Genomic DNA, 24,272 nt, shown 5'->3' with positions numbered 1-24,272 from the left:
CACCCAATGAACTACTTGCAACAACCGCAGCTTATCGAGCAAAACAGCTTTGCAATTATCAGTGAGATTATTGCCGCTGAGCGCCCGGAATATCGTTTTAACGATGCCACTCAGGAGGCGATGATCAAGCGCGTTATTCACACCACCGCCGATTTTGAGTGGCTGGATATTCTGTGGTTTTCACCCGATGTTATCGAAAAACTGACCGCCAGTTTGCAGCGTGGTTGCATTTTATATACCGATACCACGATGGCCCTTTCGGGCATCAACAAAAACCTGCTGGCGGAGTTTGGTTGCAGCTGCCGTTGTTTTATTAGCGACCCGCGCGTAGTGGCACATGCCAAAGAACAAGGCGTGACGCGCTCAATGGCGGCGGTGGATCTCGCCTTGCAGGAAGAAGGCGAGAAGGTCTTCGTCTTTGGTAACGCGCCGACTGCGCTGTTCCGCTTGTTAGAGTTAGGAGCCAAACCTTCAGCCGTTATCGGCGTGCCCGTCGGGTTTGTCGGGGCTGAAGAGTCTAAAGAAGCGCTGGTTGAAAGCGGCTTACCCGCCATTGCCGCCCGTGGGCGCAAAGGCGGCAGTAACGTCGCCGCAGCCATTGTGAATGCGCTGCTTTACCGGTTGCGGGAGGCTCAGTGAGCGAGCAAACCGCCGATTGCGTCTGGCATAAAGGCAAGGCATACCGGAAAGGTTATACCACCGGTTCATGCGCCACTGCCGCGGCAAAAGTCGCGGCCCTGATGGTCTTGCGCCAGCACGTGATCGACCAGGTTTCTATCGTCACCCCTTCGGGCGTCACACTGCATCTCAACGTTGAAATGCCGATTATCGAAGGCCAGCAGGCGACGGCGGCAATCCGTAAAGACGGCGGCGATGATGTCGACGCCACGCACGGCATGCTGATTTTCGCCCGCGTGCAGCTTAATGACAGCGGCGCTATCACACTGCGGGGGGGCACCGGGGTCGGCAAAGTCACGCGCAAAGGGATCGGCTTGCCGATTGGTGAATCAGCGATTAACCGCACGCCGCGCCAGACTATTGAAGCGGCGGTGCGTGAAGTGATCGGTGCTGAACGTGGCGCCGAAATTGAAATTTTTGCGCCGGAAGGTGAAGAGCGGGCAAAGAAAACCTACAACCATCGCCTCGGGATTTTGGGCGGCATTTCGATAATCGGCACCACCGGTATTGTGATGCCGATGTCCGAAGAGAGCTGGAAACGTTCGCTGGCACTCGAGCTGGAAATGAAACGCGCCGCCGGGCTGGACAGAGTCATTCTGGTGCCGGGAAACCACGGCGAGCGTTTTGTTCGTGAGCAACTGGGGCTGGACTGCGAATGCGTGGTGACGATGAGCAATTTCGTCGGCTACATGATTCAGGAAGCGGTGCGCCTTGAGTATCGCCACATCGTCTTGATTGGCCATCCTGGAAAGCTGGTGAAAGTTGCCGCCGGGATTTTCCACACCCACAGCCACATTGCCGACGGGCGCATGGAAACGCTGGTTGCGCACCTGGCATTAATGGGTGCGCCGTTTGCGTTGCTGGAAGCCGTAAGCCGCTGCGACACCACAGAAGCGGCACTCGAAATTATCAGCGAACAGGGCTGGCAAAGCGTGTTCGAACGGCTGGCGATTCGCATTTGCGAACGCGTGGAAGAGATGCTGCGTTTTACCCAATTCCCGCCAAAATGCGATGCCATTTTGTTCTCGTTCGATAACCAGGTTTTAGGCAGTAGCCGCCCGGTGGCTGAGATTGCGCAGGATTTGGCTGGAGAAAAGCGATGCTGACCGTCGCAGGCATTGGCCCTGGCGCCCGTGAATATTTGACCTTCCAGGCACACAACGCCATCAGTGAGGCGCAAATACTCGTCGGCGGTGCACGCCAGCTGGCACTTTTCCCTGAGTTCAGCGGTGAAACGCGCCTGCTGGATAGCGACCTCGACGCCTTAATCGACTGGCTTCGTGCACGAATCGATCTTCGAGTCGTGGTGCTGGCCTCCGGCGACCCGCTGGTTTATGGCATTGGCAAACGCCTGTCAGCAAGTTTCCCGTCAGAACAGCTGCGCATCATTCCCGGTATAAGTTCGGTTCAATATCTGTGCGCCAAAGCCGCCGTCGATATGAACGACTTATGGATCACCAGCAGCCATGGGCGTGAACCCGATTTCAAAGCGATTGTGGCGCACCAAAAAGTGGCAATGGTGACCGACACCATTATCGGGCCGTATGCCATCGCCCAGGCATTTCTGATGCGCGGCTTCAATCCTATTCTCATTATTGGCGAGAAACTTTCGTCAGCAGATGAACGAATCCATCGCCTGCGAGCCGCTGATGTGGCGCAAAGCTACGCGATGAATGTGGTGATAATTCTCAATGAAAGATGATCTGTTTTTACGTGGCGCACGCGTGCCGATGACCAAAGAAGTGGTGCGCACTCAGGCGCTCGACCGCTTGCAACTTCACAACGCTAAACGGTTTATCGACATTGGCGCAGGTACCGGCAGCGTGTCGCTTGAAGCGGCGATGCGTTACCCGCAATTGCAGGTGAGTGCGATTGAACGCAACCCCGACGCGCTGGCGCTGATGGCGGAAAACCGCGAGCTTTTTGCCTGCCCGAACGTTGAGATTATCAGTGGCTACGCGCCGATTGCGCTGAACGTGATGGCCGATGCTGTGTTTATCGGCGGCAGCGGCGGGCAGCTAACCGAACTTATCGACTGGTCGCTGGCGCATTTACAGCCCGGCGGACGGCTGGTGATGACCTTCATCCTGCTCGAAAACTTAACCTGTGCGCTCACTCACCTTGAACAGTGCGCGGTGAGCGATTTCGACTGCCTGCAATTGCAGGTGGCAAACCTCGCAACGCTTGGCAGCGGGCACTACTTCAAACCGAACAATCCCACTTATTTGATCTCTTGTCGCAAGGAAGGAAGCAATGACTGAGTTATTTGATACCCGCAAAGTCTGGTTCGTTGGTGCAGGTCCGGGCGACAAAGAGCTGATTACGCTGAAAGGCTACCGCATCTTGCAACAGGCCGAAGTGGTGATTTATGCCGGTTCGCTGATCAACCCGGAACTGTTGGATTACTGCCAGCCTGGTGCGGAATGCCACGACAGTGCCGCGCTCAATCTCGAAGAAATTATCGAGCTGATGGAAAACGGTGTCAAAGCGGGCAAGCTGGTGGTGCGCCTGCAAACGGGTGATCTCTCGCTGTATGGCTCAATTCGCGAACAGGGTGAAACCCTCACCAAACTTGGCATCGGCTACGTTTCAGTGCCAGGGGTGAGCGCATTTCTGGGCGCAGCCGCGCAACTTGGCGTGGAATACACCGTGCCGGAAGTCTCCCAGAGCCTGATCATCACGCGTATCGAAGGCCGCACGCCGATGCCGCCGCTCGAACAACTTGAATCCTTCGCCAGACACCAGACCTCGATGGCGATTTTCCTCTCGGTACAGCGCATCAACCGCGTGGCAGAGCGCCTGATTGAAGGCGGTTACCCGTCTGATACACCCGTTGCAGTGGTGTATAAAGCCACCTGGCCGGACTGCCAGGAATTGCGCGGCACACTGAGCGATATTGCCGAAAAAGTGCGTGAGGCCGGGATCCGTAAAACCGCGCTGATTATGGTTGGGGCGTTTTTGGGTGAGGAGTATCACTACTCGAAACTTTACGACGCAGGGTTCAGCCATGAATACCGCAAAGCCTGAGTCGATTGCGCTGTTTTGCCTGACGCCCGGTGGCGTGGCATTAGCGCAACGTCTGCGTGATGCGTTACCCGTGACCTGCTTTACCAGTGAAAAGCTGCTGCAACCGGGTTTCATCCCGTTCGGCGGCAGCTTTGCCCAAACGGTACAGCAGGCGTTTAGCCAGTATTCCGCACTGGTGTTTATCGCCGCGACGGGAATTGTGGTGCGGGTGATTGCGCCAATGCTGAGCGACAAACTGCAAGACCCGGCGGTGGTAGTGATGGACGAACGTGCAGAACACGTGATCAGCCTGCTTTCCGGCCACATGGGTGGAGCCAATGAACTCACCCGTGAACTGGCTGCAATTCTGGGTGCCGACCCGGTCATCACCACCGCCACAGACGTTAACCAACTGGCAGCACTCGATACGCTGGCCGCAAAACTTGACGCCACCATGCAGGGGTTTCGCCTGGCGGTGAAAACGGTCAACCAAATGCTGGTCAGCCAGCAGCGCGTTGGCCTGTGGTGGGACAGCGAATTTGCGCCACATGCTGAGCGTTACGACACGCGCGGCTTTATCCCGGTCGAAAGCCTGGATGCCCTGCCAGAGCTTGATGCGCTGGTGTGCGTCACGCTGCGTGATTCGCAGCCTGCGTTAACCATTCCTGTTTATAAACTGGTGCCAAAGCGCATCGTCGCAGGCATCGGCTGCCGCCGTGACACGCCGCTACAAACCGTGGCCGCACTGCTCCGTCAGCAACTGGTGGAAAACCATTTTGACCCGCTGGCGTTGCGCGCCATCGGCAGTGTGATGCTCAAGCAAGATGAGCCTGCACTGCTGGAACTGACACAGCAGCATCAAATCCCTTTTGAACTATTTAGCGTTGATCAACTTTCCCAACATGAGCACCGCTTTCCGGCATCGGAATTTGTGCGCCAGACCCTGGGTGTTGGCAGCGTGTCACAGCCAGCAGCATGGCTGATGAGCAACGGAAACCTGGTCGGCCGCACTGTGCGAGAGCAGGGCGTCACCATAACTTTAGGAGTTTCAGACAGATGTTAACAGTAATCGGCATTGGCCCTGGCAGTGAAGCCATGATGACTCAGGAAGCCATTGCTGCCCTGCAAGAAGCGGAAATTGTTGTCGGCTATAAAACGTATACCCACCTTGTGAAGCCATTAACCGGCGACAAACAGGTGATCAAAACCGGCATGTGCAAAGAAATCGAACGCTGCCAGACCGCCATCGAACTGGCGCAAGCCGGGCATAAAGTGGCGTTAATCAGCAGCGGTGATGCCGGAATTTACGGTATGGCGGGGCTGGTGCTGGAACTGGTGACTTCACAACAGCTGGATATTGAAGTGCGCCTCGTGGCAGGGATTACCGCCAGTATCGCCGCCGCATCGTTGTTGGGTGCGCCACTGATGCACGATTTCTGCCATATCAGCCTGAGCGATTTACTCACGCCGTGGCCGGTTATCGAAAAGCGCATTATCGCCGCCGCTTCCGCTGATTTTGTTATCTGCTTCTACAACCCGCGCAGCCGTGGCCGCGAAGCGCATCTGGCACGGGCATTTGAATTAATGCGCGAGTTTACCCGCCCGCAAACCCCGGTGGGTGTCGTGAAAGCCGCCGGTCGCAAGAAAGAACAAAAATGGCTGACCACCTTTGGCGAGATGGACTTTGAACCGGTTGATATGACGAGCCTTGTTATCGTCGGCAACAAAACGACCTTTGTTCGCAACGGCTTAATGGTTACCCCCCGAGGTTACGAGCTGTGAGTGAAACGCTGTCTCTCGTAGGTCGCAATAGCGAAGCGACACCCGATGTTATGAAGCAGGTACTGGTGTTTGGTGGCACCAGCGATGCCCGGTTTATTTGCCAGATCCTCGATGAACACCGCATTTCGTACACGCTTTCGGTGGCGACGGCGGTCGGGGAATCGCTGGCAGGCAACATTGGCGGGCAGATTCGCGTCGGGCGTATTGATAGCGATGAAATTGCTGACTGGCTGGTGAACCATGCGGTGCAATGGGTGATTGATGCCTCGCACCCGTATGCCGAACTGCTTAGCCACAACATTACCCGCGCCTGCGAAACGGCAGGGGTCACCCTTAGCCGTTACCAACGCCGTAGTGAACTCAATGATCTGGAACACCCGTTGCTGCACAAAGTGGCCAGCCTGCAAGCCGCCTGTGTTGTGGCGCAAGCATTCGGCCCACGCGTGCTGTTGACCACCGGCAGCAAAGAGCTGGCGGCGTATCAGCAAGGTTTACCGGGGAAAACGTTGCTGGTGAGGGTGTTACCGACCAGCGAAGTGATTGCCGAGTGCGAAGCGCTGGGGTTGGGCGTTGACAATATTATTGCCCTGCGCGGCCCGTTCAGCGCTGAGTTTAACGCCGCAACCTATGACTTCTGTGCGCCCGATGTGGTGATGACCAAAGAGTCCGGTGCCGAAGGGGGGTATCTCGACAAAGTGACCCCGGCGCTGGCGCGAAACATTCCCTGTGTGGTGGTCACTCGCCCGCAACCGTTGGTTAGTGGCTCTGAATTACTGGAAAGCCGTGAAGATGTGAGCCGCCGTGTCACACGCTGGCTGCAAGAGAGAAAATCATGAAGAAAGCCCTGTTAGTTATCAGTTTCGGTACCAGTTACCACGACACCTGCACCAAAAATATTGTTGCCTGTGAAGAGCAGCTTGGCCGCACCTTTGCCGACCGCGACCGGTTCCGCGCATTTACCTCCGGGATGATTATTCGCAAATTAAAAAACCGCGATAACCTGGAAATCGACTCCCCGGCGCAGGCGTTACTTCGCCTGGCAAAACTCGGTTATCAGGATGTGGCGGTGCAATCGCTGCATGTGATTAACGGCGACGAATACGAAAAAATTTCCCGTGAAGTGCAGGCGCACAGCCATCTGTTCCAGCGCCTGGTTTTGGGTAAAGCGTTGCTCAGCGACTTCAACGATTACGAGCTGCTGATGAGTGCACTGCAAAGCCAGATGCCCGCCCTTGAAGCTGACGAACGCGTGGTGTTTATGGGCCACGGTGCCAGCCATCATGCGTTTTCGGCCTATGCCTGCCTCGATCATTTAATGGCTGCTCGCCAGATCCCGGCGCGTGTCGGTGCGGTGGAAAGCTACCCGGAAATCGACCTTATCGTGCGCGGCTTGCTGCAAGAAAAGGTACGTAAAGTCCACCTGATGCCGCTGATGTTAGTGGCGGGTGACCATGCAATTAACGACATGGCGTCTGACGAAGAAGATTCGTGGAAAACGCAATTGCAGGAAGCGGGCATTGAGGCGCAGCCCTGGTTGCAGGGACTGGGCGAAAACCCGCAAATTCGCGCCATGTTCGTGAACCACCTGCAGCGTGCGCTGGAACAATCAGCGGAGGTGGCAGCATGACCGGCCGTTTATACGCCCTTGGCACTGGCCCTGGTGCCAGTGACCTGATAACCGTTCGCGCGGCGCGCATCATTGGCAAGCTTGATGTACTGTTCGCGCCAGCAGGCCGCAAAGGCGGCGACAGCCTGGCGCTGTCCATTGTGCGTGAATACTTAAGCGACACCACCGAAATTCGCACCTGCCACTTCCCGATGAGTGCGGATAACGACGAAAAAGCCGTGGTGTGGGATGAAACCGCCGCCGCCCTGCAACACGAAGTGGAGCAGGGTAAACAGGTTGGGTTTATCACGCTCGGTGATTCAATGTTGTTCAGCACCTGGGTGTTTTTGCTGGCCCGTATCGGCAACCCGGAGTGGCTGGAAATCGTCCCTGGCGTGACATCTTTTGCTGCTATCGCCTCCCGCGCACAATTGCCGCTGGCAATGGAGCAGCAATCGCTGGCGGTGATGTCTTGCACCGCATCACATCAGGCACTGTCAGAAGCATTGCGTGCGCACGACAGCGTGGTATTGATGAAAGTCTACGGGCGTTTTGCGCAAATCAAAGCGCTGCTGCAACACCTCGGGCTTATCGACCATGCCGTGTTAATGGCTGAAGCGACATTACCGGGCGAGCAATGTTGGCGAAACCTTAACGAAGTGCCTGATGACCAGAAACTGCCGTATTTCTCGACCATTTTAGTTAACAAGCAATGGCGTAATCGGGGCTAATTCATGGAATCGTTACTTAAAAAACTCTCGCTCAGTGGGCTGGGCATGGGGATCTTATTGCTCATCGTGCCGCAAGAAGCCTTCGCGATGCACATTATGGAAGGCTTCCTTCCACCCGTGTGGGCGCTGGCGTGGTGGGTTCTGTTTCTGCCATGTTTGTACGTCGGCCTGGTTCGCCTGCGCCAAATCGTTGCCGATGACAGCAACCAGAAAGTGCTGCTGGCGCTCTGCGGCGCGTTTATCTTTGTGCTTTCGGCGCTAAAAATCCCTTCGGTTACCGGAAGCTGCTCGCACCCAACGGGCGTTGGCCTGGCGGTCATTCTGTTTGGCCCGGGTGTGGTTGCGGTTTTGGGTGCCATTGTGCTGCTGTTCCAGGCACTGTTACTGGCACACGGCGGCCTGACCACGCTTGGCGCCAACGGCATGTCGATGGCGGTCATTGGCCCGATTGTCGGCTACCTGGTGTGGAAACTGGCGTGTAAAGCGGGTTTTCGCCGTGATGTCGGCGTGTTCTTGTGCGCGATGCTTGCTGACTTAACCACCTATTTTGTGACCTCCATACAGCTTGGTGTGGCTTTTCCCGACCCGCACTTTGGCATCACCGGTTCTTCGATGAAATTCATGGGCATCTTCTGCCTGACGCAGATCCCGATTGCCATCGCCGAAGGCTTGCTCACCGTGATGATTTACGACCAACTGACGAAGCGCCACCTGCTTCCCGCCCGGAGCCAATAATATGAAAAAGACGCTGATCTTACTCGCCCTGGTTGTGGGGCTAATGATTGTGCCGTTCTTCGTTTCCCACGGTGGAGAATACGGCGGTTCTGATGACCAGGCGGAAGGCCAGATTCTGGTTGTCGCGCCGCACTACAAACCCTGGTTCAAGCCGCTTTATGAACCGGCGAGCAGTGAAATTGAAAGCCTGCTGTTTACCCTGCAAGGTTCAATCGGTACGGCGGTCATTTTCTACATTCTGGGCTATTACCGGGGCCGACGCGAAGACCATGCTGGGGATTGATAAGCTCAGTTACCAAAGCCGCTGGTGCCGTGTTTCGCCGCTGCGCAAATTTGCGTTGTATCTGGTGATGATGGTGCTGGCGTTCGCACTGCCGCCTGTCGGACAGGCGGCTTTGCTGCTGGTGATTGCAATATTGACCTGTTGGCTGCTGCGCGTTGGGCCAGTGCGTTATTTGCGCTGGCTGGCGGTGCCGCTGGGCTTTTTGCTGGTCGGCGTGGTGACGATAATCTTCAGTGCCGCGCACCACGCGCAGGCTTTGCTGTGGAGTGTGCCGCTGGGCTCGTTTTATATCGGCATTGATGCGCAGGGCCTGGTGATGGCAAACCAGACGTTCTGGCGCAGCTTTGCAGCACTTGCCGCAACTTACTGGCTGGTGCTAAATCTGCCGTTTCCGCAATTGATCATCTTGCTACAACGCCTGCGTGTTCCGCGCTTGCTCACCGAGCAAATCCTGCTCACCTGGCGTTTTATTTTTATCCTGTTGGACGAAGCGCAGGCCATTCACCGTGCTCAGACATTGCGTTTCGGTTATCGTACGTTGCCTGGTGGCTACCGTTCGCTTGCCATGTTAGTCAGCATGCTTTTTTCGCGCGTGCTGCTGCGTTACCAACAAATGGTCACGACGCTGGATGTTAAACTTTACCAGGGTGATTTCCACCTGTGAGAACCGCACCGATGCTGGCAACCCAAAATTTATCTTTTTGCTATCAGGACGATACCGTTCTGCACGATTTAACCTTTGATTTTGGGGCGCACCCGGTAACGGGAATCGTCGGTGCAAACGGCTGTGGAAAATCCACGCTGTTTATGAACCTCAACGGTGTTTTGCGCCCGAAGAACGGCGCAGTTTTGTGGCAGGGCAAAGCGATAAATTACAGTAAAGCCGGGTTGATTGAGCACCGCCAGCGCGTCACCACCGTGTTTCAGGATCCGGAACAACAAATCTTCTATACCGATATCGACAGCGATATCGCGTTTAGCTTGCGCAACCTTGGCGTGAATGAAGCCGAAATCGCCCGCCGTGTCGAACACGCGATTCAGCTGGTAGATGCGCAATCTTTTCGCCACAAACCGATTCAGTATTTAAGCCACGGGCAAAAGAAACGCGTGGCGATTGCCGGGGCGCTGGTGATGGAAGCCGACTATTTATTGCTCGATGAACCGACCGCCGGTCTTGACCCTTCGGGCCGCCAGCAGATGATTGAAATCATCGCCCGTATTACCGCTCAGGGTAAACATGTGGTTATCTCAAGCCACGACATTGATTTGATTTATGAAGTCTGCGACAGCGTGTATGTGATGAACGGCGGAAAAGTCGTGGCGGCAGGCGAGCCAGGCGTTGTCTTTAGCCAGCCAGACATGCTGCGTGAAGCCGGGCTGGTGCAGCCGTGGCTGGTCAAACTGCACAGCGAACTCGGTTTCCCGTTGTGTAAAACCGAAACTCAATTGTTTAACGCCTTGCGCGTTTCAAAGGATGCAGGATGAGCCTTTCAATCATGGTTCAGGGCACCGCCTCTGATGTGGGCAAAAGCATGCTGGTGGCAGGGCTGTGCCGGATTTTCGCCCAGGATGGCCACCGTACCGCGCCGTTTAAATCGCAGAATATGGCGCTCAACTCCGGCATTACGCCTGACGGCAAAGAGATGGGGCGCGCACAAATTTTCCAGGCCGAAGCGGCTGGAATTGCCCCTGATGTGCGCATGAACCCCGTGCTACTCAAACCCACCAGCGACTGCAAAGCGCAGGTGGTATTGATGGGTAAAGTCGCCACCAATATGGATGCTGTGACCTACCACAACTACAAACCGCAATTAAAAGCGCAAATCCGCGAGGTATACCAAAGCCTTGCGTCAGAACATGATGTGATGGTGCTTGAAGGGGCGGGTAGCCCGGCTGAAATCAACCTACGCGACCGCGATATCGTCAATATGGGCATGGCAGAACTGGCGCAATGCCCGGTGATTCTGGTGGCCGATATCGACCGTGGCGGCGTGTTTGCGGCAATTTACGGCACCATCGCGCTGCTGCTCGAGCACGAAAAATGGCGCGTCAAAGGCGTTATCATCAACAAATTTCGCGGTGATGTTGCGCTGCTTTATTCCGGTATCGAACAGATTGAAGCGTTAACCGGCGTGCCGGTTTTGGGCGTGATGCCGTGGCTGAATGTCGATCTGGAAGACGAAGATAGCGTGGTGTTGCAGCGCGGGAAATACGACGAAGTCACGGCGAAAGAGCTGGATATCGCGGTGCTAAAACTGCCGTACATGTCGAACTTCACTGATTTCAACGCGCTGGCCGCACAGCCTGATGTACGCCTGCGTTATGTAGCCAAACCTGATGAACTGCAAAACAGTGACCTGGTGATTGTGCCGGGCAGTAAAAATACCCTCGGCGACCTGCGCTGGCTGCGTGAAAACGGCCTGGAACAGGCGCTGCTGGCGCATCATCGTAATCACGGTGCGGTGCTGGGGATTTGCGGCGGCTACCAGATGCTCGGACAGCATATTTACGATGAAGTGGAATCCGGGCTTGGCGAAATGCCGGGTATCGGCCTGCTGGATGTGGTCACCCGTTTTGCCAGTGAAAAAACCACGACCCGCGTAGCAGGTCAGGTTCAGGTGCAACTGCCGGGTATTTTCGCTGCCAGTTCAGGTACTCCTTTGCAGGGCTATGAAATCCACATGGGCGAAACGCAGCGCGGCGAAAATACCACTCCGTTTGCCACCTTCACCGAATGTAATACTCAGCCTTATCACAATCTTGACGGTGCAATAAGTGAAGATGGCCGCGTGTTGGGCACTTACCTGCATGGCTTATTTGATAGCGGCGAGTTTACCCGCAGCCTGCTCGACAGCTTGCGTCAGCGCAAAGGGTTGCAGGCCTGGGAAGGTGAGGTGTTCGACTATCAAGCTCACAAAGACCAACAGTTTACTATTCTGGCCGACGCTATGCGCGAACACATTGATATCGAAAAGATTTACCAGATTATGCGCGAGCACCAGGAGCAAGCGGTATGAAATTAGTCACAGGCGGCGCACGCAGCGGGAAAAGCCGCCATGCCGAACAACTGGCGGCGAACTTTGAACGTGTGCTGTATATCGCCACGTCGAAAATTTTCGACGCTGAAATGGAACAGCGAATTGCGCACCACCGCGACAGCCGCCCGGCGCACTGGCGCACCGTTGAACAATATCGCGATTTAAACAGCGTGATTAACGCGCAAAACCCGGCGCAAGAAGCCGTACTGCTGGAGTGCATCACTACGCTTATCACCAACGTTATGTATGACGCGGCGGGCGATAAACCTGAAGACGACTGGGATTTTGAGTCGATGGAACAGGTGGTGAATCAGCAGATCGACATTTTGCTGGCCGCCTGTGAATCAAGCCCTGCGGAGGTGATTCTGGTCACCAACGAAGTAGGGATGGGCATTGTGCCGGAAAACCGCCTGGCGCGGCATTTCCGCGATATCGCCGGGCGTGTTAACCAGCGGCTGGCCCAGCGTGCCGACGAGGTCTGGCTGGTTGTTTCAGGGATTGGAGTAAAAATTAAATGATCTTCCGTTTGTTCTTCGCCACTTTGCAGTTTATGAGCCGTATTCCGGTGCGCGCGCGCTGGGCGGATGGTATCGAAACGCACCAGTACGTGCGCGGTATCGTGACGTTTCCGTTTGTTGGCCTGCTGCTGGGCGCTTTGGCTGGAGGCGTGTTTACGCTGCTGCAACCCTGGGCGGGTTTACCTTTAGCCGCAATGGGTTATGTGCTGGCGCTGGCGCTTTTGACCGGTGGTTTTCATCTCGATGGCCTGGCCGATACGTGTGATGGCATTTTCTCAGCGCGGACCCGTGACCGGATGCTGGAAATCATGCGTGATAGCCGCCTTGGCACGCACGGCGGGCTGGCGCTGATCTTTGTGATTGTCACCAAAGTGCTGGTCGTCAGCGAACTTTCGCTGCGCGGCAACAATATGTTGATGGTGCTGGCGGCGGCTTCTGTTGCCGGGCGCAGTGCTTGTGTGTTGCTGATGTACAACCATAAATATGCGCGTGAGCAAGGGCTGGGCAATCTGTTTATCGGCAAAGTGACCGGTACGCAGGCATTGCTGACGCTGATCGGTGGCGCGGTGCTGTGCACGGTTCTGCTGCCCGCTTCAGGGCTGCTGGCGCTGGTCATCACAATACTGGCGATGTACGGCCTTGGCCTGATGCTTAAGCGCACGCTTGGCGGGCAGACCGGTGACACGCTCGGTGCGGCGATTGAGCTGGGCGAAGTGGTGTTTTTGCTGGCGCTGCTACGTTGATTGTCTTCACCCAAATAATTATTACCCATGTGAATCTGAGAATAAAAAATGCAAACACTGAACTCCCTTTTGGCAACAATTTCCCCGCTTGATAGCGATGCAATGGCTCGCGCACAACAACACATCGACGGCCTGCTTAAACCGTTTGGCAGCCTTGGGCGCCTCGAAGCGTTAGCGGTGCAACTGGCGGGAATGCCGGGCATGAAAAATGGCCTGAACACCGAACGCAAAGCCATTCTTGTGATGTGTGCTGACCACGGTGTGTACGCAGAAGGTGTGGCGATTTCCCCGCAAATCGTCACCGCAATTCAGGCGATGAATATGACGCGCCATAACACTGGCGTTTGCGTATTGGGCGCGACCGTCGGCGCGGAAATTCACGTGGTAGATGTCGGCATCGACAGCGATGCACTGCCTGGTGTGCTGGACATGAAAGTGGCGCGTGGCAGTGGCAACATTGCGCATGGCCCGGCGATGAGCCGTGAGCAGGCTGAAAACTTGCTGCTGACAAGCATGCAAATCACCCTGCAGAAAGCCGCGGAAGGTGTCACGCTGTTTGGTGTGGGTGAACTAGGCATGGCAAATACCACCCCAGCGGCGGCGATGGTCAGCGTGTTAACCGACAGCTCACCCGATGATGTGGTGGGCATGGGGGCTAACTTCCCGAGTGACAAACTGCACCACAAGATTGCGGTGGTACGCAAAGCTATCGAAACCAATCAGCCAGATGCGGCGGACGGTATCGACGTACTGGCAAAAGTCGGTGGTTTTGACCTGGTCGGAATGACCGGAGTGATGCTCGGCGCGGCAGCAGCTGGCCTGCCGGTTGTGCTCGATGGTTTCCTGTCGTATGCCTCAGCACTAGCCGCCTGCCAGATTGCGCCAGGTGTGCGCGATTACCTGATTCCTTCGCATTTATCGGCGGAAAAAGGCGCGGTGATTGCGATGAACAAGTTAGGTCTGGAGCCGTATTTGCAGATGGGGATGCGCTTGGGCGAGGGCAGTGGTGCTGCGTTGGCGATGCATATTGTCGATGCGGCGTGTGCGATGCATAACAATATGGGGTCGCTGGCTGAGAGTAATATTGTGTTGCCTGGGTGATCTTCTCGGATCACTAATCTGAATTTGCCGGGATCGTGATAATTCCGCTCACTAACTTTTCAGTGCAGTTTATACCGGGTCAAAGGTCAAAAATTAAACCGATTTTGACCTTGTTCCCGGTAAGAAGATGTCTTGTAGTCCGGACGCTCAAGCTTAACTATTTTTAAGTTCAATTATCACTAAATTACTTTATTTATCACTACATTTAGTTATGATAATTATCACGGATCGACATAAGGAAGCCAAAGTGCCGAATGTTGAATGGAGTAAGACTGCAATGAAACAGCTTCTCCGCATAGATAGCCGCTACCGTGAAGCGATATATGCCCGGATAAGTGAGCTAGAAGAATTCCCTGATGTGCAGCTAGATTTAAAGAAGCTGCAAGGCAGTAAAGGGAAAGAATATCGGGTAAGAGTGGGTGTTTATCGGGTGCTGTTTACGGTAATAGATGGAAATCCAACCATAATCCAGATTGAAGAGGTAATGCGCAGACAATCAAATACATACTAAGTGGAGGCGAGGAAACCCGCTTCAACCAGTGAGAAAGCTCGACTTTTCTCCAATATTTGCGAGACCCGTGAGAATGAAAAACATACAATTTTTGACCGATGAAAATGGTGCACGTCAATCTGCTGTGATACCTATTGACCTGTTTAATAAACTAGTAGAAGCCGCAGACTTGGATGATTTTTACGAATCGGTTCCCTATGCTCCTGGCCCTAACGACGATGAGACAATCCCACATGAAGTCGTAGGTTACCAAATGAGAAAGGGCGCGACTTTACATGCCGCCTGGCGCATGTATCGCGGTCTATCTCAAGAGGCTGTTGCGGAAGTGCTTGGCATCTCTCAAGCGGGTGTAGCAAACATGGAGAAACGCGCTAAACCTCAGCGTTCCACGTTAGAAAAACTCGCTGAATTGTATAGATGTCGCGTTACCCAGCTAATTGATGACTGATGAAAAATCCCGACCAATGGAGTGTCTCCAGGGTTGGTCGGGGCAAGGGATAACTACAACAAACTATCTCAATTTTTATCCTTATTGAGATAGTTTGTGAAAGAGGTGAGAGCTTACTTCACCTTCACCAGCGTCCGCCCCTGAACCGCATTATTCATAATATCATCGGCAAATTTCGGTGCCTGCTCCAGACTAATCTCGGTCGTCGCCGTCTCATAGAAACTCTCTGGCAGCAATTTGGCCAGACGCTCCCACGCGGCAACTCGGCGTTCAATCGGCGCACTCACTGAATCCACACCTTGCAGGCGCACATTACGCAGAATAAATGGCATCACAGTGGTTGGCAGCGAGAAACCACCCGCCAGACCACAGGCCGCAACACAGCCGGAGTAGTTCATCTGTGCCAGCAATTTGGCAAGCACGTTGCCACCCACGGTATCCACCGCACCGGCCCACACTTGTTTCTCCAGCGGGCGAGTCTCAGCAAATTCACTGCGCGGCAGAATGCGGCTGGCACCCAACTGGCGCAGGTAGTCATGCGTTGATTCACGGCCAGAAACCGCGACAACCTGGTAGCCCAACGCATGCAGCAGGGCGATTGCGGTACTACCCACACCGCCGCTGGCACCGGTCACCACGACTTCGCCACTTTCTGGCGTCACACCGGCTTCTTCCAGCGCCATCACGCACAGCATCGCGGTAAAGCCTGCGGTGCCGACGATCATCGCTTTGCGTGCGGTTAAACCCGCAGGCAGCGCAACCAGCCACTCAGACTTAACACGCGCTTGCTCGGCAAGGCCGCCCCAATGGTTTTCGCCCACGCCCCAGCCGGTCAACACCACTTCCTGACCTGCGCTGAAAGCCGCATCATCGCTGCTCGCCACACGGCCTGCGAAATCAATGCCAGGCACCATCGGGAAGTTACGGATAATTTTGCCTTTGCCGGTAATCGCCAGCGCATCTTTATAGTTCAGGCTTGACCACTCAACATCGACCAGCACATTGCCCAACTCTGCCGCCGGAGCTGAAAATTGCTTCACTTCGGCTTGCGTCTGACCTTCAACTTGTTCAAGTACTACCGCTTTCATAATCAATCCTCATTCTTTGAACCGAGTGTTTCGGTTGAGATGTTTCTAATGCTCAACACGGTATACCCCTCTGGCCTGAGAATAAAGAAGACAGCTCTATTTGGTGGCTAAATGCCTGCTTTTTAGCTGGTTATAAGATTTTCCTATTTTAACTTTTGACCATGCAACTCGTATGTTTGAAACAAAAGTTTCTAACCGTTGTGACAAATGTTTCACATCTGCCCGCCGGGCCAATTTGATCAATTTTGAGGATAAACGCATGCGTGTGATTCGACTGACAACTGCTGTAGCTCTGGCACTGATAAGTGCGCATGCCGCCGCTGCGGATAAATTAAAACTGCAACTCGACTGGATGCCGAACGGCGGTGACAAAGCCTTTGTCTTTGTTGGCGTGCAGGAAGGGTTTTACGCAGCGGAAGGGCTGGATGTCACCATTCTGCCAGGCCGTGGCAGCAGCGACACGCTAACCAAAATTGCCTCCGGCGCCGCCGATGTCGGCACAGGTGGTATCGCCTCATTAATGATGGCGCAGGCCGAAGGCGGTATTCCGGTGAAGGCAATCATGAGCATCTACTCAAAACAGCCGGATGCGATTTACTCCTGGCAGGGCAGCGGCGTGACCGATATGAAAAGCCTGAAAGGCAAAACGCTGGGCATCCCGACGTTCTCTGCTTCTAATGCGTTGTTGCCCATCATGCTGGAAAACAATGGCGTTGATCCCGATAGCGTAAAACAGATCAAAGCAGATCCGGGCACGCTGGTACCAATGCTGGCGCAGGGGCGTGTTGATGGTGTGGTGGTGTGGTCAACTAACCGCCCGAGTATAGAAGCGACGCTGACTCAGGTCGGTAAAAAACCGCTCGAACTGGCATGGACCGATTACGGTCTCGATGGATATGGCCTGTCGTTCTTTGCCTCCGACAAACTCATCAAAGAAAAGCCGGATGTTGTCGCGCGCTTTGTGCGTGCTTCCAAAAAGTCTATCGAGTTTAGCCTCGCCCACCCGGACAAAGCGGCTGCTGACCAAAAAGCGATGGTGCCTGAAGCCGACGTCGCAATGCTGGAAGCTGACTTTAACGTAACAAAACCGCTGATTAACAACGAAATCAGCCAGCGCGATGGGCTGGGGCAATTCGACCCGACGCTTCTGAAACACACCTGGGAGTGGGTGGCGAAATCAATGAAATATCCACTCGATAAAGTGAACCCGGAAACGCTGGTCGACCGCAGTTATCTCGCCAAATAAGGGAATGCCATGCAGCCTGTAATAGAGTTGAGTCATGTTAATCAGACATTTATATCCGCAGATGGCACGCAGGTCACCGCGCTGGACGAGGTCAATCTGACGCTACGCCGCCATGAATTTGTCTCGTTTATTGGCCCGTCAGGCTGCGGGAAATCGACCATTTTGCGCCTGATTGCCGGGCTTTTGAAACCGAGCAGCGGCACCATTTCGGTGTATGGCAAACCCGTGACCGAACCACGCGATGAAATGGGGTTTGTGTTCCAGAAACCGACGCTGCTTCCGTGGCTCACCGTGCTCGATAACATCACGTTTCCGATGAAACACAAGTATGGCCGCGTGGATGCTAAAGATATGGCGCGCGGGCATGAACTGCTGGAAATGACCGGCCTGACGCAGTTTGCCAATAAACGCCCGGCGGAGCTGTCGGGCGGCATGCAGCAGCGCGTTTCCATCGCCCGTTCGTTACTGCATGACCCGGATATTTTGCTGATGGACGAACCGTTTTCCGCCCTCGACTCGCTGACCCGCGATGAAATGAGTTTCGAGCTCATGCGTATCTGGAACGAACGCCCGAAAACGGTGCTGTTCGTCACCCACTCGATTCAGGAGGCGCTGCTGCTTTCTGACCGCATCGTGGTGATGAGCGCTCGCCCGGGCCGCGTGAGTGAAATTATAGATGTGCCGCTGGCACGCCCAAGAGATGAGGAAACACTCAACCATCCGCTATTCCATGAGCTAACGGCGAACATCCGCCACAAAGTCTTCAGCCGCCGCAAGGAGCCTGCATGAAAGCGTTTCTGGAAAGGTACATCGCGCTGCTGGCGCTGGTGGTGGCGGTTTTGCTGTGGGAAGGGGCGTGTAAATTATTCGCCATCCCGGTGTTTATTCTGCCTTCGCCATCGGCCATTTTCGCCTCAGTGAGCACGCTGGATGCCGGGCGTTGGGCTACGCATATTCTGGCGACGTTAAGTGTGGCGCTGAGCGGTTTCCTACTGGCGATCGTGATTGCATTGCCGCTGGCCATTGCGATTGTCAGCTCTAAATTGCTCGCCCGCCTGGTACTGCCGTGGCTGATTGTGATTCAGTCCACACCGGTGGTGGCGATTGCACCCATTATTGTCGTGACCCTCGGTTCCGGCATGCTGCCGCGCGTGGTGATCACCACACTTATCTCCTTCTTCCCACTGGTGATTTCCACGGCGACAGGGATGAACTCCGTGCCGTCCGAATTGCTTGAGCTGTCTAAAACATTACGTGCGCCACGCAACCGCGAATACTGGCAAATCCGCATGCCTTACGCGGTGCCGTATATTTTCAGCGCATTAAAAGTAGCGATTACGTTGTCGATTATCGGGGCGGTAGTCGCGGAGTTTGTCGCAGCAGATCAAGGCCTGGGTTACCTGATTTTATTCAGCACGTCATCGTTCAAAATCCCCTTGGCTTTCGCCAGTTTGTTCTTGCTGGTGGTGTGTAGCCTGACGCTTTACGGGCTGGTGAGCTGGCTGCAAAAACGGCTGTTCCCGTGGAGCCTCGATACAAAATAAGGAAGGAAAAACATGTCACTAAAACGTGGGCCTGCACCAAGTAAAGAACAGATCCTACGCCACCTGCGCCGCTCCAATGCGGTGGCAGAACGGGCGATTTTGCTTGGGCACCATCCGTTTGGTGCGCTATTAGTCGCGCCGGATAACGAAACGGTGTTGCTTGAACAGTGCAATATCGACACGGTAAACCATGCGGAATCAACACTTGCGCGCATTGCGGCGACCAATTACACCGCCGAATATTTATGGCAATGCACGCTGTATACCGCTGTCGAACCTTGCTGCATGTGTGCGGGAACGGCGTACTGGGCGAATATCGGGCGCGTGGTTTTCGGTATGTATGAAAGCCAGTTACTGGAAGCGACCGGTAGCCATCAAGAAAACCCGACCATGAGCGTGTCGTCGAAATACGTCTTCGAGCATTGCCAGAAACCAGTGGAGTTGATTGGCCCGGTAGAAGAAATTATCGAAGAGACAAGGGCGATGCAGCAGGTATTTTGGGCGGGGCGATAACGGTGGATGTCGGATTAGCACAAGCGACATGCGACAACTCAATCCGATATTAACGTCCCTATTAGCCCAGAAGCGGCAGTGTGGTTAAACAGGTCTGGCTACTGGTATGCGTCGCAATCGGCGCGGTGGCCTTTTTCCCCTGATAACTCACTTCAATCGTGCCTTCGATATCACGTGGCAACCAGATACCCACAAAACCATTCGCATGGCTGGTCATCTGTTTCTGTATCAACACCTTGCCGCTTTTATCCGTTACTTTCACATCAAACGGCGTATTCGCAAGCTCGCCACGGCAGCCGGAAAGGCTGTGGTTAAAGCACGGATGGGTTTGCGTCAAATAAGGTGCGAAAGACAAATAGAACTTATCGCCCAGCGGATAGCTGAACTGTTGCGTGCCATCAGACAATTTCAATTCGGTGCTGGTGATTCCTGCGTTATACGGCAGCGGGCGTGCCTGCGGTGAGCTATCAATCGCTTCCACCATTTGCTCGGTCGTCTTACCCGCTAAACCGTGTGCTGCGAGAAATTCTGCATCAGATTGAGCGGCGATTGCACAGCCACTGATACTCAGTGCCAGCAATGCGAACAGCATATTTCGTTTCATCAATGATTCCTTTCTAAAGAGAGAGTTAAGCTGTGGCAAACTCTAAACCTTCCCGTAAGGGGAGGGTCAAAAGGATATGCAAAACTTTACAGAAAGAAGGGGTATTGCGTGGGGGTTCTGCTGTTTTCGACGGTCTGCTTTGTGCCAGGCTGTGTGAAAACTGCTGATCACTTTTTGGTCTAAGCAGTGGCTTTATATGATCAACCATTCTTGATAAACCCGTGCGGTAACCTACTTTATTTAATAAAATTAAAAGCATACGATTAAATATTGCGGGTGAAGATATGACTCACCACATTAAAGGTCAAGGCAGACATCAGGTGACGTTGCTCCCTGAAGTGCTGGATGATTTTGTCACAGAAGATAACCCTGTCAGGGTTATTGATGTCTTTGTTGATGAATTACAGCTTGATACACTTGGCTTTGAGCGTGTTAATGCAAAACAAACCGGGCGGCCAGGATATCACCCCGCAACCATGCTGAAGCTGTACATTTATGGATACCTGAACCGCATTCAGTCATCCCGCAGGTTAGAAAAAGAAGCCCATCGTAACGTTGAATTGATGTGGTTACTTGAGCGATTAACACCTGATTTTAAAACCATTGCAGACTTCAGAAAAAACAATGGTAAAGGCATCAAAAATGCTTGCCGGGCTTTCATTGATCTGTGTCGGCAGATGCAGATGTTCACCGATGTGGTGGTTGCCATTGACGGTAGTAAGTTCAAGGCGGTAAACAGCAAATCGAACAACTTCACGCCCCAGAAAACAAAAGGCCACATCGAAAGGGTTGAGCAAAGTATCGCTCTTTACTTGAATAAGCTCGATGAAGCTGACAAGGCTGCGGGGCCCGAAAAAAATGCAGGTTTAACCGCTGTAAAACTGGCATGGCTGCAAAAGCGTTTGAAAGAACTCAAGCAAATCCAGCAGGCCGTTGTGCAGCACCCTGATAAGCAGCTGTCACTGACGGATCCTGATTCCCGGCTAATGAAGATAAACAATGTTAACCGCCAGGTTAGCTATAACGTTCAGACTGCCGTTGATGCTAAATATCACCTGATTGTTGCGCATGAAGTAACGAATACACCAGACCGTGGGCAGCTAACAGCGGTGACAAAATTAGCGCAAGACGCTGTTGGCAAAGCGGATATTACCGTACTGGCTGATAAAGGTTACTACAGCCGGAGTGATATTAAAGCAACGCAGGACTTAGGTGCCGTAGCCTTAGTACCAAAAGGCGATACCTCTGGCGCTGACCGCAAAGGTCTTTTCAATCGTTCATTGTTCAAATATGACCAGGAAAAAGATATTTATGTTTGTCCGATGGGTAGCGAGCTTCAGAACCGATTTACGGTGGTTGAGGATGGTTTAGAGCAGCAAATGTACTTTAACAATATTGCTTGTCGCGATTGCAGTCAGCGGTCAAGGTGCACCACATCAAAACGCGATCCGAGACGTATAAGGCGCTGGGTTCATGAAGCAGAAATGGAAGACATGCAAGCCAGGCTTAACGCATTGCCACAAACAGCTGTCGTGCGAAAGCAAACGGTAGAGCATCCGTTCGGGACAATTAAAATGTGGATGGGAGCGACTCACTTCCTGACGCAACGGTTTAAAAACGTCAGCACAGAAATCAGTCTGCATGTGCTGGCTTATAACCTGAAAAGGATGATGTCCATCTGGGGTACCGAAGGATTGGCCATTAAGCTGCGAGAACAATGCAACTAGCGGGAGTGGCCGCTTTAACCCCTAATAACAAGCCATTAGCACTCCATATCAAGCCACAAAAGCCTCGTTCTACCTCTACATACAAATCACAGCGAATACAGTCAATATCAGGAATATCTTGCATCCCTGACTGAGGATAGTACTCAGATACTGCAAAAACCGAGTTTTTACACAGCCTGTGCCATGAGCGGAGATTACGTAAACCACGTTGTTTAACTCGAATATAAATTAATGGGTCATATTTACAATACTTGGCTTGTTACTTAATATCGAGCTAATCCGGAGTTCTGGTTAATAACAAATACAAGGAAATATATGAAACTGACTGAACTGACTATCAACGGTGTAGGGGGGATAAAGTTCCTACATGTAACATTTAGGCCTGACATGAATATTATATGTGGGCCTAACGGAATTGGGAAATCCACTCTTCTGCTTGCTGCCTCATTTCCTTTTTTTCATGGGCATACTCAAAAAATAAAGCGCAACATCACTTCTGAAAGAGGGAGTATCAGTTTAAAAGTTGAAGCTAATTCTGCTAACTTTAACCCAGTGGCAGATATTACAGTTCATTTGCCTACGGAATCGGCTCATTATTTTAATGATGATGGGTTCGATAAGAGAAAACTCATAAAGTTCGAAATTATGCGTAACTTCGATTATAAGCATCTTAACGCTTTGAATGCAGATAAATCACTATCCAATGATCAAATTTCGCAACAGCTTAATTCAGGTGTCAATTTAAACGATATCAAAGATTGGTTTGCCAAGCGAGACCTGTTTGAAAATGTAAAAAATGGCTATGGACCTAATACGATAAAAAACATACACCTTGCAAGAGAATGTATATCAATATTGAACCCTCAGTTTTCCTTCAACAGAGTCGATCCTAAAACTTACGATATTTTTGTAAATACACCAACCGGGGTAATTTGGTATGAATACCTCTCCTCGGGATTCAAATCTTGTATGAGCCTCCTTCTTGGTATTATCAAAGAGATCGAACTGCGTTATCCGGAGCAAGATCTTTTTGCCCAAGAATTTGATGGAGTGATTCTTATCGATGAAATTGAGATCCATTTACACCCTGAGTGGCAAGCAAGAATCACCGAAGCCCTAACGACAACATTTCCATCAGCACAATTTATCGTCACAACTCATAGCCCGCATGTAGTACAGAATGCAAAATCAAATCAGATAATTGCGTTAGTACCAGATAGTAATGGCACAGTAAGAGTAAAAGAACTTCCTGAAAATGGCTTGGGCTATTCGGCTTGGACAGTCGAAGAGGTTTTGTTGGATGTAATGGGAATGGAAAGCACTCTCAGCAGAAAATTACAAGAACTACTTGATAATTTCGAACGTTTAGTTGATGAAGAAAATTTCGACAAAGCTAAAGAAATTTATGATTATTTGGATATAGCGTTGCATCAAAATAGTGTTCTTCGTAAATCTCTTAGAATAAGCCTGATGTCAATTCGGGAGAGAGAAGAGTAAAATGATTAAGCTTGAACGAAATTTTATTCCTGATTTTTTTACTCGTATGGATCTTCAATCATTAACTCAGGAGTTTAAAGATAAAGGAACAGCTGTATGGCAGCATCCGGAAGTAAAATCGGCATGCATGAAATTAAGTGATGGTAAATGCTCATTTTGTGAAGTAAAGCTTGAAGAGGCTAGTACTTATAATGAAATCGAGCACTTTAAGGACAAGAATACTTTTCCTGATGATGTTATCAGATGGGAAAACCTCCTACCTTCATGCCGTCACTGTAATGGTTCAAAACAACGTCATAATGTAGTAATGAATCCTATTATGAATCCATGCAATGATTTACCTTCGGAACATCTTTACATGAGAGGTTATCGAATTAAAGGTAAAACAGATTTAGGTACTACAACAGTCGATGTTTTAAACTTTAATCACAGGGAACATAAATTCATCCCACGCTGTAAAGCAGGGGAGGTTATTGATAGCAGTATTGACGATGCAATTGAAAAGCTTAATTGGTTTCTTGAAAATCCAAGCACGAGGCGTAAAAACATTCTTATGAATTTAGTCGAGGCAATTTTAGATGAGTGTCAGAAAAAATCTCCCTTTTCTGCTGTGTCGGCAACAATGCTTCATCGTTCAGTAGAATATGCTCATCTTAGAGAATCCATGCAGATGCGGAATTTATGGACACATTATATGCAAGAACTTCATGATGAATCTCTGAGCTTAACCTTACAATCAATTCGCTAGTTAATACACTTTCTCGCATAAAAACCAAACGTTCAGACATTCTTGGCTGGACGTTTGGTTTGCGAAAGGCGACAAGCAGGTAGGAACCGAGTAATTATCCCGGAAACACGAACCATTTATAGACC

At 52.4% G+C, this 24,272-nt stretch carries 29 protein-coding genes; 27 read left to right on the top strand and 2 right to left on the bottom strand.

Annotated elements, in window-relative coordinates; genetic code table 11:
- Positions 1-6 precede the first annotated feature (6 nt).
- The 20 genes from M975_RS11345 to M975_RS11250 all read left to right on the top strand — a co-directional run bounded on the left by M975_RS11345 (position 7) and on the right by M975_RS11250 (position 15,180).
- Entirely contained in the window at positions 7-639 is a 633-nt protein-coding gene (locus M975_RS11345; RefSeq protein WP_064559403.1) for a cobalt-precorrin-8 methylmutase, read from the top strand.
- Entirely contained in the window at positions 636-1,784 is a 1,149-nt protein-coding gene (cbiD, locus tag M975_RS11340) for a cobalt-precorrin-5B (C(1))-methyltransferase CbiD (protein WP_064559401.1), read from the top strand. Before M975_RS11345 ends, cbiD begins: the two co-directional genes overlap by 4 nt.
- On the top strand, positions 1,778-2,380 hold the full coding sequence (locus tag M975_RS11335; RefSeq protein ID WP_064559399.1) for a cobalt-precorrin-7 (C(5))-methyltransferase: 603 nt from the start codon (positions 1,778-1,780) through the stop codon (positions 2,378-2,380). The genes cbiD and M975_RS11335 overlap by 7 nt, the downstream gene beginning before the upstream one ends.
- Positions 2,370-2,939, top strand: coding sequence for a decarboxylating cobalt-precorrin-6B (C(15))-methyltransferase (locus M975_RS11330; RefSeq protein WP_064559397.1), 570 nt, complete (start codon positions 2,370-2,372; stop codon positions 2,937-2,939). Before M975_RS11335 ends, M975_RS11330 begins: the two co-directional genes overlap by 11 nt.
- Positions 2,932-3,705: a cobalt-precorrin-4 methyltransferase gene (locus M975_RS11325; RefSeq protein ID WP_064559396.1), complete on the top strand. Its 774-nt coding sequence runs from the start codon at positions 2,932-2,934 to the stop codon at positions 3,703-3,705. The genes M975_RS11330 and M975_RS11325 overlap by 8 nt, the downstream gene beginning before the upstream one ends.
- The gene (gene cbiG, locus M975_RS11320; RefSeq protein WP_064559395.1) at positions 3,686-4,747 is read left to right on the top strand and encodes a cobalt-precorrin 5A hydrolase; all 1,062 of its coding nucleotides are present in this window, start codon (positions 3,686-3,688) and stop codon (positions 4,745-4,747) included. Before M975_RS11325 ends, cbiG begins: the two co-directional genes overlap by 20 nt.
- Positions 4,741-5,466: a precorrin-3B C(17)-methyltransferase gene (locus tag M975_RS11315; RefSeq protein WP_064559393.1), complete on the top strand. Its 726-nt coding sequence runs from the start codon at positions 4,741-4,743 to the stop codon at positions 5,464-5,466. The genes cbiG and M975_RS11315 overlap by 7 nt, the downstream gene beginning before the upstream one ends.
- 50 nt (positions 5,467-5,516) lie before the next feature.
- Positions 5,517-6,302 carry a cobalt-precorrin-6A reductase gene (locus M975_RS11310; RefSeq protein ID WP_064559590.1) on the top strand — a complete coding sequence of 262 codons (786 nt, stop codon included), beginning with the start codon at positions 5,517-5,519 and terminating at the stop codon, positions 6,300-6,302.
- A complete protein-coding gene (gene cbiK, locus M975_RS11305; RefSeq protein WP_064559390.1) occupies positions 6,299-7,093 on the top strand; it encodes a sirohydrochlorin cobaltochelatase in 795 nt (264 codons plus the stop codon). The genes M975_RS11310 and cbiK overlap by 4 nt, the downstream gene beginning before the upstream one ends.
- Positions 7,090-7,803 (top strand): cobalt-factor II C(20)-methyltransferase, encoded by a 714-nt coding sequence (locus tag M975_RS11300; RefSeq protein WP_064559388.1) that lies wholly within the window; start codon positions 7,090-7,092, stop codon positions 7,801-7,803. The genes cbiK and M975_RS11300 overlap by 4 nt, the downstream gene beginning before the upstream one ends.
- A gap of 3 nt (positions 7,804-7,806) precedes the next feature.
- Complete coding sequence (gene cbiM, locus M975_RS11295) at positions 7,807-8,538, top strand: cobalt ECF transporter S component CbiM (RefSeq protein ID WP_064559386.1); 732 nt, start codon at positions 7,807-7,809, stop codon at positions 8,536-8,538.
- 1 nt (position 8,539) lies between these two features.
- Positions 8,540-8,821, top strand: coding sequence for an energy-coupling factor ABC transporter substrate-binding protein (locus M975_RS11290; RefSeq protein WP_034496484.1), 282 nt, complete (start codon positions 8,540-8,542; stop codon positions 8,819-8,821).
- On the top strand, positions 8,808-9,485 hold the full coding sequence (locus M975_RS11285; RefSeq protein ID WP_064559385.1) for an energy-coupling factor ABC transporter transmembrane protein: 678 nt from the start codon (positions 8,808-8,810) through the stop codon (positions 9,483-9,485). The genes M975_RS11290 and M975_RS11285 overlap by 14 nt, the downstream gene beginning before the upstream one ends.
- Before the next feature lie 11 nt (positions 9,486-9,496).
- Entirely contained in the window at positions 9,497-10,306 is an 810-nt protein-coding gene (locus M975_RS11280) for an ATP-binding cassette domain-containing protein (protein ID WP_064559382.1), read from the top strand.
- Positions 10,303-11,838 carry a cobyric acid synthase gene (locus M975_RS11275; protein WP_064559381.1) on the top strand — a complete coding sequence of 512 codons (1,536 nt, stop codon included), beginning with the start codon at positions 10,303-10,305 and terminating at the stop codon, positions 11,836-11,838. The genes M975_RS11280 and M975_RS11275 overlap by 4 nt, the downstream gene beginning before the upstream one ends.
- Complete coding sequence (cobU, locus tag M975_RS11270) at positions 11,835-12,377, top strand: bifunctional adenosylcobinamide kinase/adenosylcobinamide-phosphate guanylyltransferase (protein WP_064559379.1); 543 nt, start codon at positions 11,835-11,837, stop codon at positions 12,375-12,377. Before M975_RS11275 ends, cobU begins: the two co-directional genes overlap by 4 nt.
- Complete coding sequence (gene cobS / locus M975_RS11265) at positions 12,377-13,120, top strand: adenosylcobinamide-GDP ribazoletransferase (protein WP_064512146.1); 744 nt, start codon at positions 12,377-12,379, stop codon at positions 13,118-13,120. Before cobU ends, cobS begins: the two co-directional genes overlap by 1 nt.
- Positions 13,121-13,168: 48 nt before the next feature.
- Entirely contained in the window at positions 13,169-14,221 is a 1,053-nt protein-coding gene (cobT, locus tag M975_RS11260; RefSeq protein WP_064559377.1) for a nicotinate-nucleotide--dimethylbenzimidazole phosphoribosyltransferase, read from the top strand.
- Positions 14,222-14,468: 247 nt separating this feature from the next.
- Positions 14,469-14,732, top strand: coding sequence for a type II toxin-antitoxin system RelE family toxin (locus M975_RS11255; RefSeq protein WP_134185505.1), 264 nt, complete (start codon positions 14,469-14,471; stop codon positions 14,730-14,732).
- Between the two features lie 73 nt (positions 14,733-14,805).
- Positions 14,806-15,180 (top strand): helix-turn-helix domain-containing protein, encoded by a 375-nt coding sequence (locus M975_RS11250; protein WP_064559588.1) that lies wholly within the window; start codon positions 14,806-14,808, stop codon positions 15,178-15,180.
- A 113-nt stretch (positions 15,181-15,293) separates the two neighbouring features.
- Here M975_RS11250 and acuI read toward each other — a convergent pair whose 3' ends face one another.
- Positions 15,294-16,268 (bottom strand): acrylyl-CoA reductase (NADPH), encoded by a 975-nt coding sequence (gene acuI / locus M975_RS11245; RefSeq protein ID WP_064559374.1) that lies wholly within the window; start codon positions 16,266-16,268, stop codon positions 15,294-15,296.
- Between the two features lie 259 nt (positions 16,269-16,527).
- Between acuI and M975_RS11240 the strand changes: the two genes are divergently transcribed.
- Genes M975_RS11240 through M975_RS22950 form a run of 4 tightly spaced genes read left to right on the top strand, consistent with a single transcriptional unit; the run spans position 16,528 to position 19,571 of the window.
- Positions 16,528-17,514, top strand: a complete 987-nt coding sequence (locus tag M975_RS11240; RefSeq protein ID WP_064559586.1) for an ABC transporter substrate-binding protein — start codon at positions 16,528-16,530, stop codon at positions 17,512-17,514.
- A gap of 9 nt (positions 17,515-17,523) precedes the next feature.
- Complete coding sequence (locus M975_RS11235) at positions 17,524-18,303, top strand: ABC transporter ATP-binding protein (protein ID WP_064559372.1); 780 nt, start codon at positions 17,524-17,526, stop codon at positions 18,301-18,303.
- Complete coding sequence (locus M975_RS22955; protein WP_064559369.1) at positions 18,300-19,058, top strand: ABC transporter permease; 759 nt, start codon at positions 18,300-18,302, stop codon at positions 19,056-19,058. The genes M975_RS11235 and M975_RS22955 overlap by 4 nt, the downstream gene beginning before the upstream one ends.
- Before the next feature lie 12 nt (positions 19,059-19,070).
- Positions 19,071-19,571, top strand: coding sequence for a nucleoside deaminase (locus M975_RS22950; protein ID WP_064559367.1), 501 nt, complete (start codon positions 19,071-19,073; stop codon positions 19,569-19,571).
- A gap of 61 nt (positions 19,572-19,632) precedes the next feature.
- On the opposite strand, the gene cueP is transcribed toward M975_RS22950, so the two are convergent.
- The gene (gene cueP, locus M975_RS11220) at positions 19,633-20,175 is read right to left on the bottom strand and encodes a copper-binding periplasmic metallochaperone CueP (RefSeq protein WP_064559365.1); all 543 of its coding nucleotides are present in this window, start codon (positions 20,173-20,175) and stop codon (positions 19,633-19,635) included.
- A gap of 284 nt (positions 20,176-20,459) precedes the next feature.
- Here cueP and M975_RS11215 point away from each other — a divergent pair, with 284 nt between their 5' ends.
- The 3 genes from M975_RS11215 to M975_RS11205 all read left to right on the top strand — a co-directional run bounded on the left by M975_RS11215 (position 20,460) and on the right by M975_RS11205 (position 24,147).
- Positions 20,460-21,902 (top strand): IS1182 family transposase, encoded by a 1,443-nt coding sequence (locus tag M975_RS11215; protein ID WP_064559363.1) that lies wholly within the window; start codon positions 20,460-20,462, stop codon positions 21,900-21,902.
- A gap of 315 nt (positions 21,903-22,217) precedes the next feature.
- On the top strand, positions 22,218-23,399 hold the full coding sequence (locus M975_RS11210; RefSeq protein ID WP_064559361.1) for an AAA family ATPase: 1,182 nt from the start codon (positions 22,218-22,220) through the stop codon (positions 23,397-23,399).
- 1 nt (position 23,400) lies between these two features.
- A complete protein-coding gene (locus M975_RS11205) occupies positions 23,401-24,147 on the top strand; it encodes an HNH endonuclease family protein (RefSeq protein ID WP_064559359.1) in 747 nt (248 codons plus the stop codon).
- The last annotated feature ends 125 nt before the right edge of the window (positions 24,148-24,272 follow it).

This window comes from Buttiauxella brennerae ATCC 51605, assembly GCF_001654925.1.
In the GTDB taxonomy this organism is placed as follows: Bacteria; Pseudomonadota; Gammaproteobacteria; order Enterobacterales; family Enterobacteriaceae; genus Buttiauxella; species Buttiauxella brennerae.
The sequence above is the reverse complement of the archived record's forward strand: the minus strand, read 5'-3'. Positions and strand labels throughout refer to the sequence as shown.

What these genes read in the sequence shown, in the direction of transcription:
- M975_RS11345 (WP_064559403.1), top strand. Translation starts at nt 7, where the DNA reads ATGAACTACTTGCAACAACCGCAGCTTATCGAGCAAAACAGCTTTGCA.
- M975_RS11335 (WP_064559399.1), top strand. Translation starts at nt 1,778, where the DNA reads ATGCTGACCGTCGCAGGCATTGGCCCTGGCGCCCGTGAATATTTGACC.
- M975_RS11330 (WP_064559397.1), top strand. Translation starts at nt 2,370, where the DNA reads ATGAAAGATGATCTGTTTTTACGTGGCGCACGCGTGCCGATGACCAAA.
- M975_RS11325 (WP_064559396.1), top strand. Translation starts at nt 2,932, where the DNA reads ATGACTGAGTTATTTGATACCCGCAAAGTCTGGTTCGTTGGTGCAGGT.
- cbiG (WP_064559395.1), top strand. Translation starts at nt 3,686, where the DNA reads ATGAATACCGCAAAGCCTGAGTCGATTGCGCTGTTTTGCCTGACGCCC.
- M975_RS11315 (WP_064559393.1), top strand. Translation starts at nt 4,741, where the DNA reads ATGTTAACAGTAATCGGCATTGGCCCTGGCAGTGAAGCCATGATGACT.
- M975_RS11310 (WP_064559590.1), top strand. Translation starts at nt 5,517, where the DNA reads ATGAAGCAGGTACTGGTGTTTGGTGGCACCAGCGATGCCCGGTTTATT.
- cbiK (WP_064559390.1), top strand. Translation starts at nt 6,299, where the DNA reads ATGAAGAAAGCCCTGTTAGTTATCAGTTTCGGTACCAGTTACCACGAC.
- M975_RS11300 (WP_064559388.1), top strand. Translation starts at nt 7,090, where the DNA reads ATGACCGGCCGTTTATACGCCCTTGGCACTGGCCCTGGTGCCAGTGAC.
- cbiM (WP_064559386.1), top strand. Translation starts at nt 7,807, where the DNA reads ATGGAATCGTTACTTAAAAAACTCTCGCTCAGTGGGCTGGGCATGGGG.
- M975_RS11290 (WP_034496484.1), top strand. Translation starts at nt 8,540, where the DNA reads ATGAAAAAGACGCTGATCTTACTCGCCCTGGTTGTGGGGCTAATGATT.
- M975_RS11285 (WP_064559385.1), top strand. Translation starts at nt 8,808, where the DNA reads ATGCTGGGGATTGATAAGCTCAGTTACCAAAGCCGCTGGTGCCGTGTT.
- M975_RS11280 (WP_064559382.1), top strand. Translation starts at nt 9,497, where the DNA reads ATGCTGGCAACCCAAAATTTATCTTTTTGCTATCAGGACGATACCGTT.
- M975_RS11275 (WP_064559381.1), top strand. Translation starts at nt 10,303, where the DNA reads ATGAGCCTTTCAATCATGGTTCAGGGCACCGCCTCTGATGTGGGCAAA.
- cobU (WP_064559379.1), top strand. Translation starts at nt 11,835, where the DNA reads ATGAAATTAGTCACAGGCGGCGCACGCAGCGGGAAAAGCCGCCATGCC.
- cobT (WP_064559377.1), top strand. Translation starts at nt 13,169, where the DNA reads ATGCAAACACTGAACTCCCTTTTGGCAACAATTTCCCCGCTTGATAGC.
- M975_RS11250 (WP_064559588.1), top strand. Translation starts at nt 14,806, where the DNA reads ATGAAAAACATACAATTTTTGACCGATGAAAATGGTGCACGTCAATCT.
- acuI (WP_064559374.1), bottom strand. Translation starts at nt 16,268, where the DNA reads ATGAAAGCGGTAGTACTTGAACAAGTTGAAGGTCAGACGCAAGCCGAA.
- M975_RS11240 (WP_064559586.1), top strand. Translation starts at nt 16,528, where the DNA reads ATGCGTGTGATTCGACTGACAACTGCTGTAGCTCTGGCACTGATAAGT.
- M975_RS11235 (WP_064559372.1), top strand. Translation starts at nt 17,524, where the DNA reads ATGCAGCCTGTAATAGAGTTGAGTCATGTTAATCAGACATTTATATCC.
- M975_RS22955 (WP_064559369.1), top strand. Translation starts at nt 18,300, where the DNA reads ATGAAAGCGTTTCTGGAAAGGTACATCGCGCTGCTGGCGCTGGTGGTG.
- M975_RS22950 (WP_064559367.1), top strand. Translation starts at nt 19,071, where the DNA reads ATGTCACTAAAACGTGGGCCTGCACCAAGTAAAGAACAGATCCTACGC.
- cueP (WP_064559365.1), bottom strand. Translation starts at nt 20,175, where the DNA reads ATGAAACGAAATATGCTGTTCGCATTGCTGGCACTGAGTATCAGTGGC.
- M975_RS11215 (WP_064559363.1), top strand. Translation starts at nt 20,460, where the DNA reads ATGACTCACCACATTAAAGGTCAAGGCAGACATCAGGTGACGTTGCTC.
- M975_RS11210 (WP_064559361.1), top strand. Translation starts at nt 22,218, where the DNA reads ATGAAACTGACTGAACTGACTATCAACGGTGTAGGGGGGATAAAGTTC.
- M975_RS11205 (WP_064559359.1), top strand. Translation starts at nt 23,401, where the DNA reads ATGATTAAGCTTGAACGAAATTTTATTCCTGATTTTTTTACTCGTATG.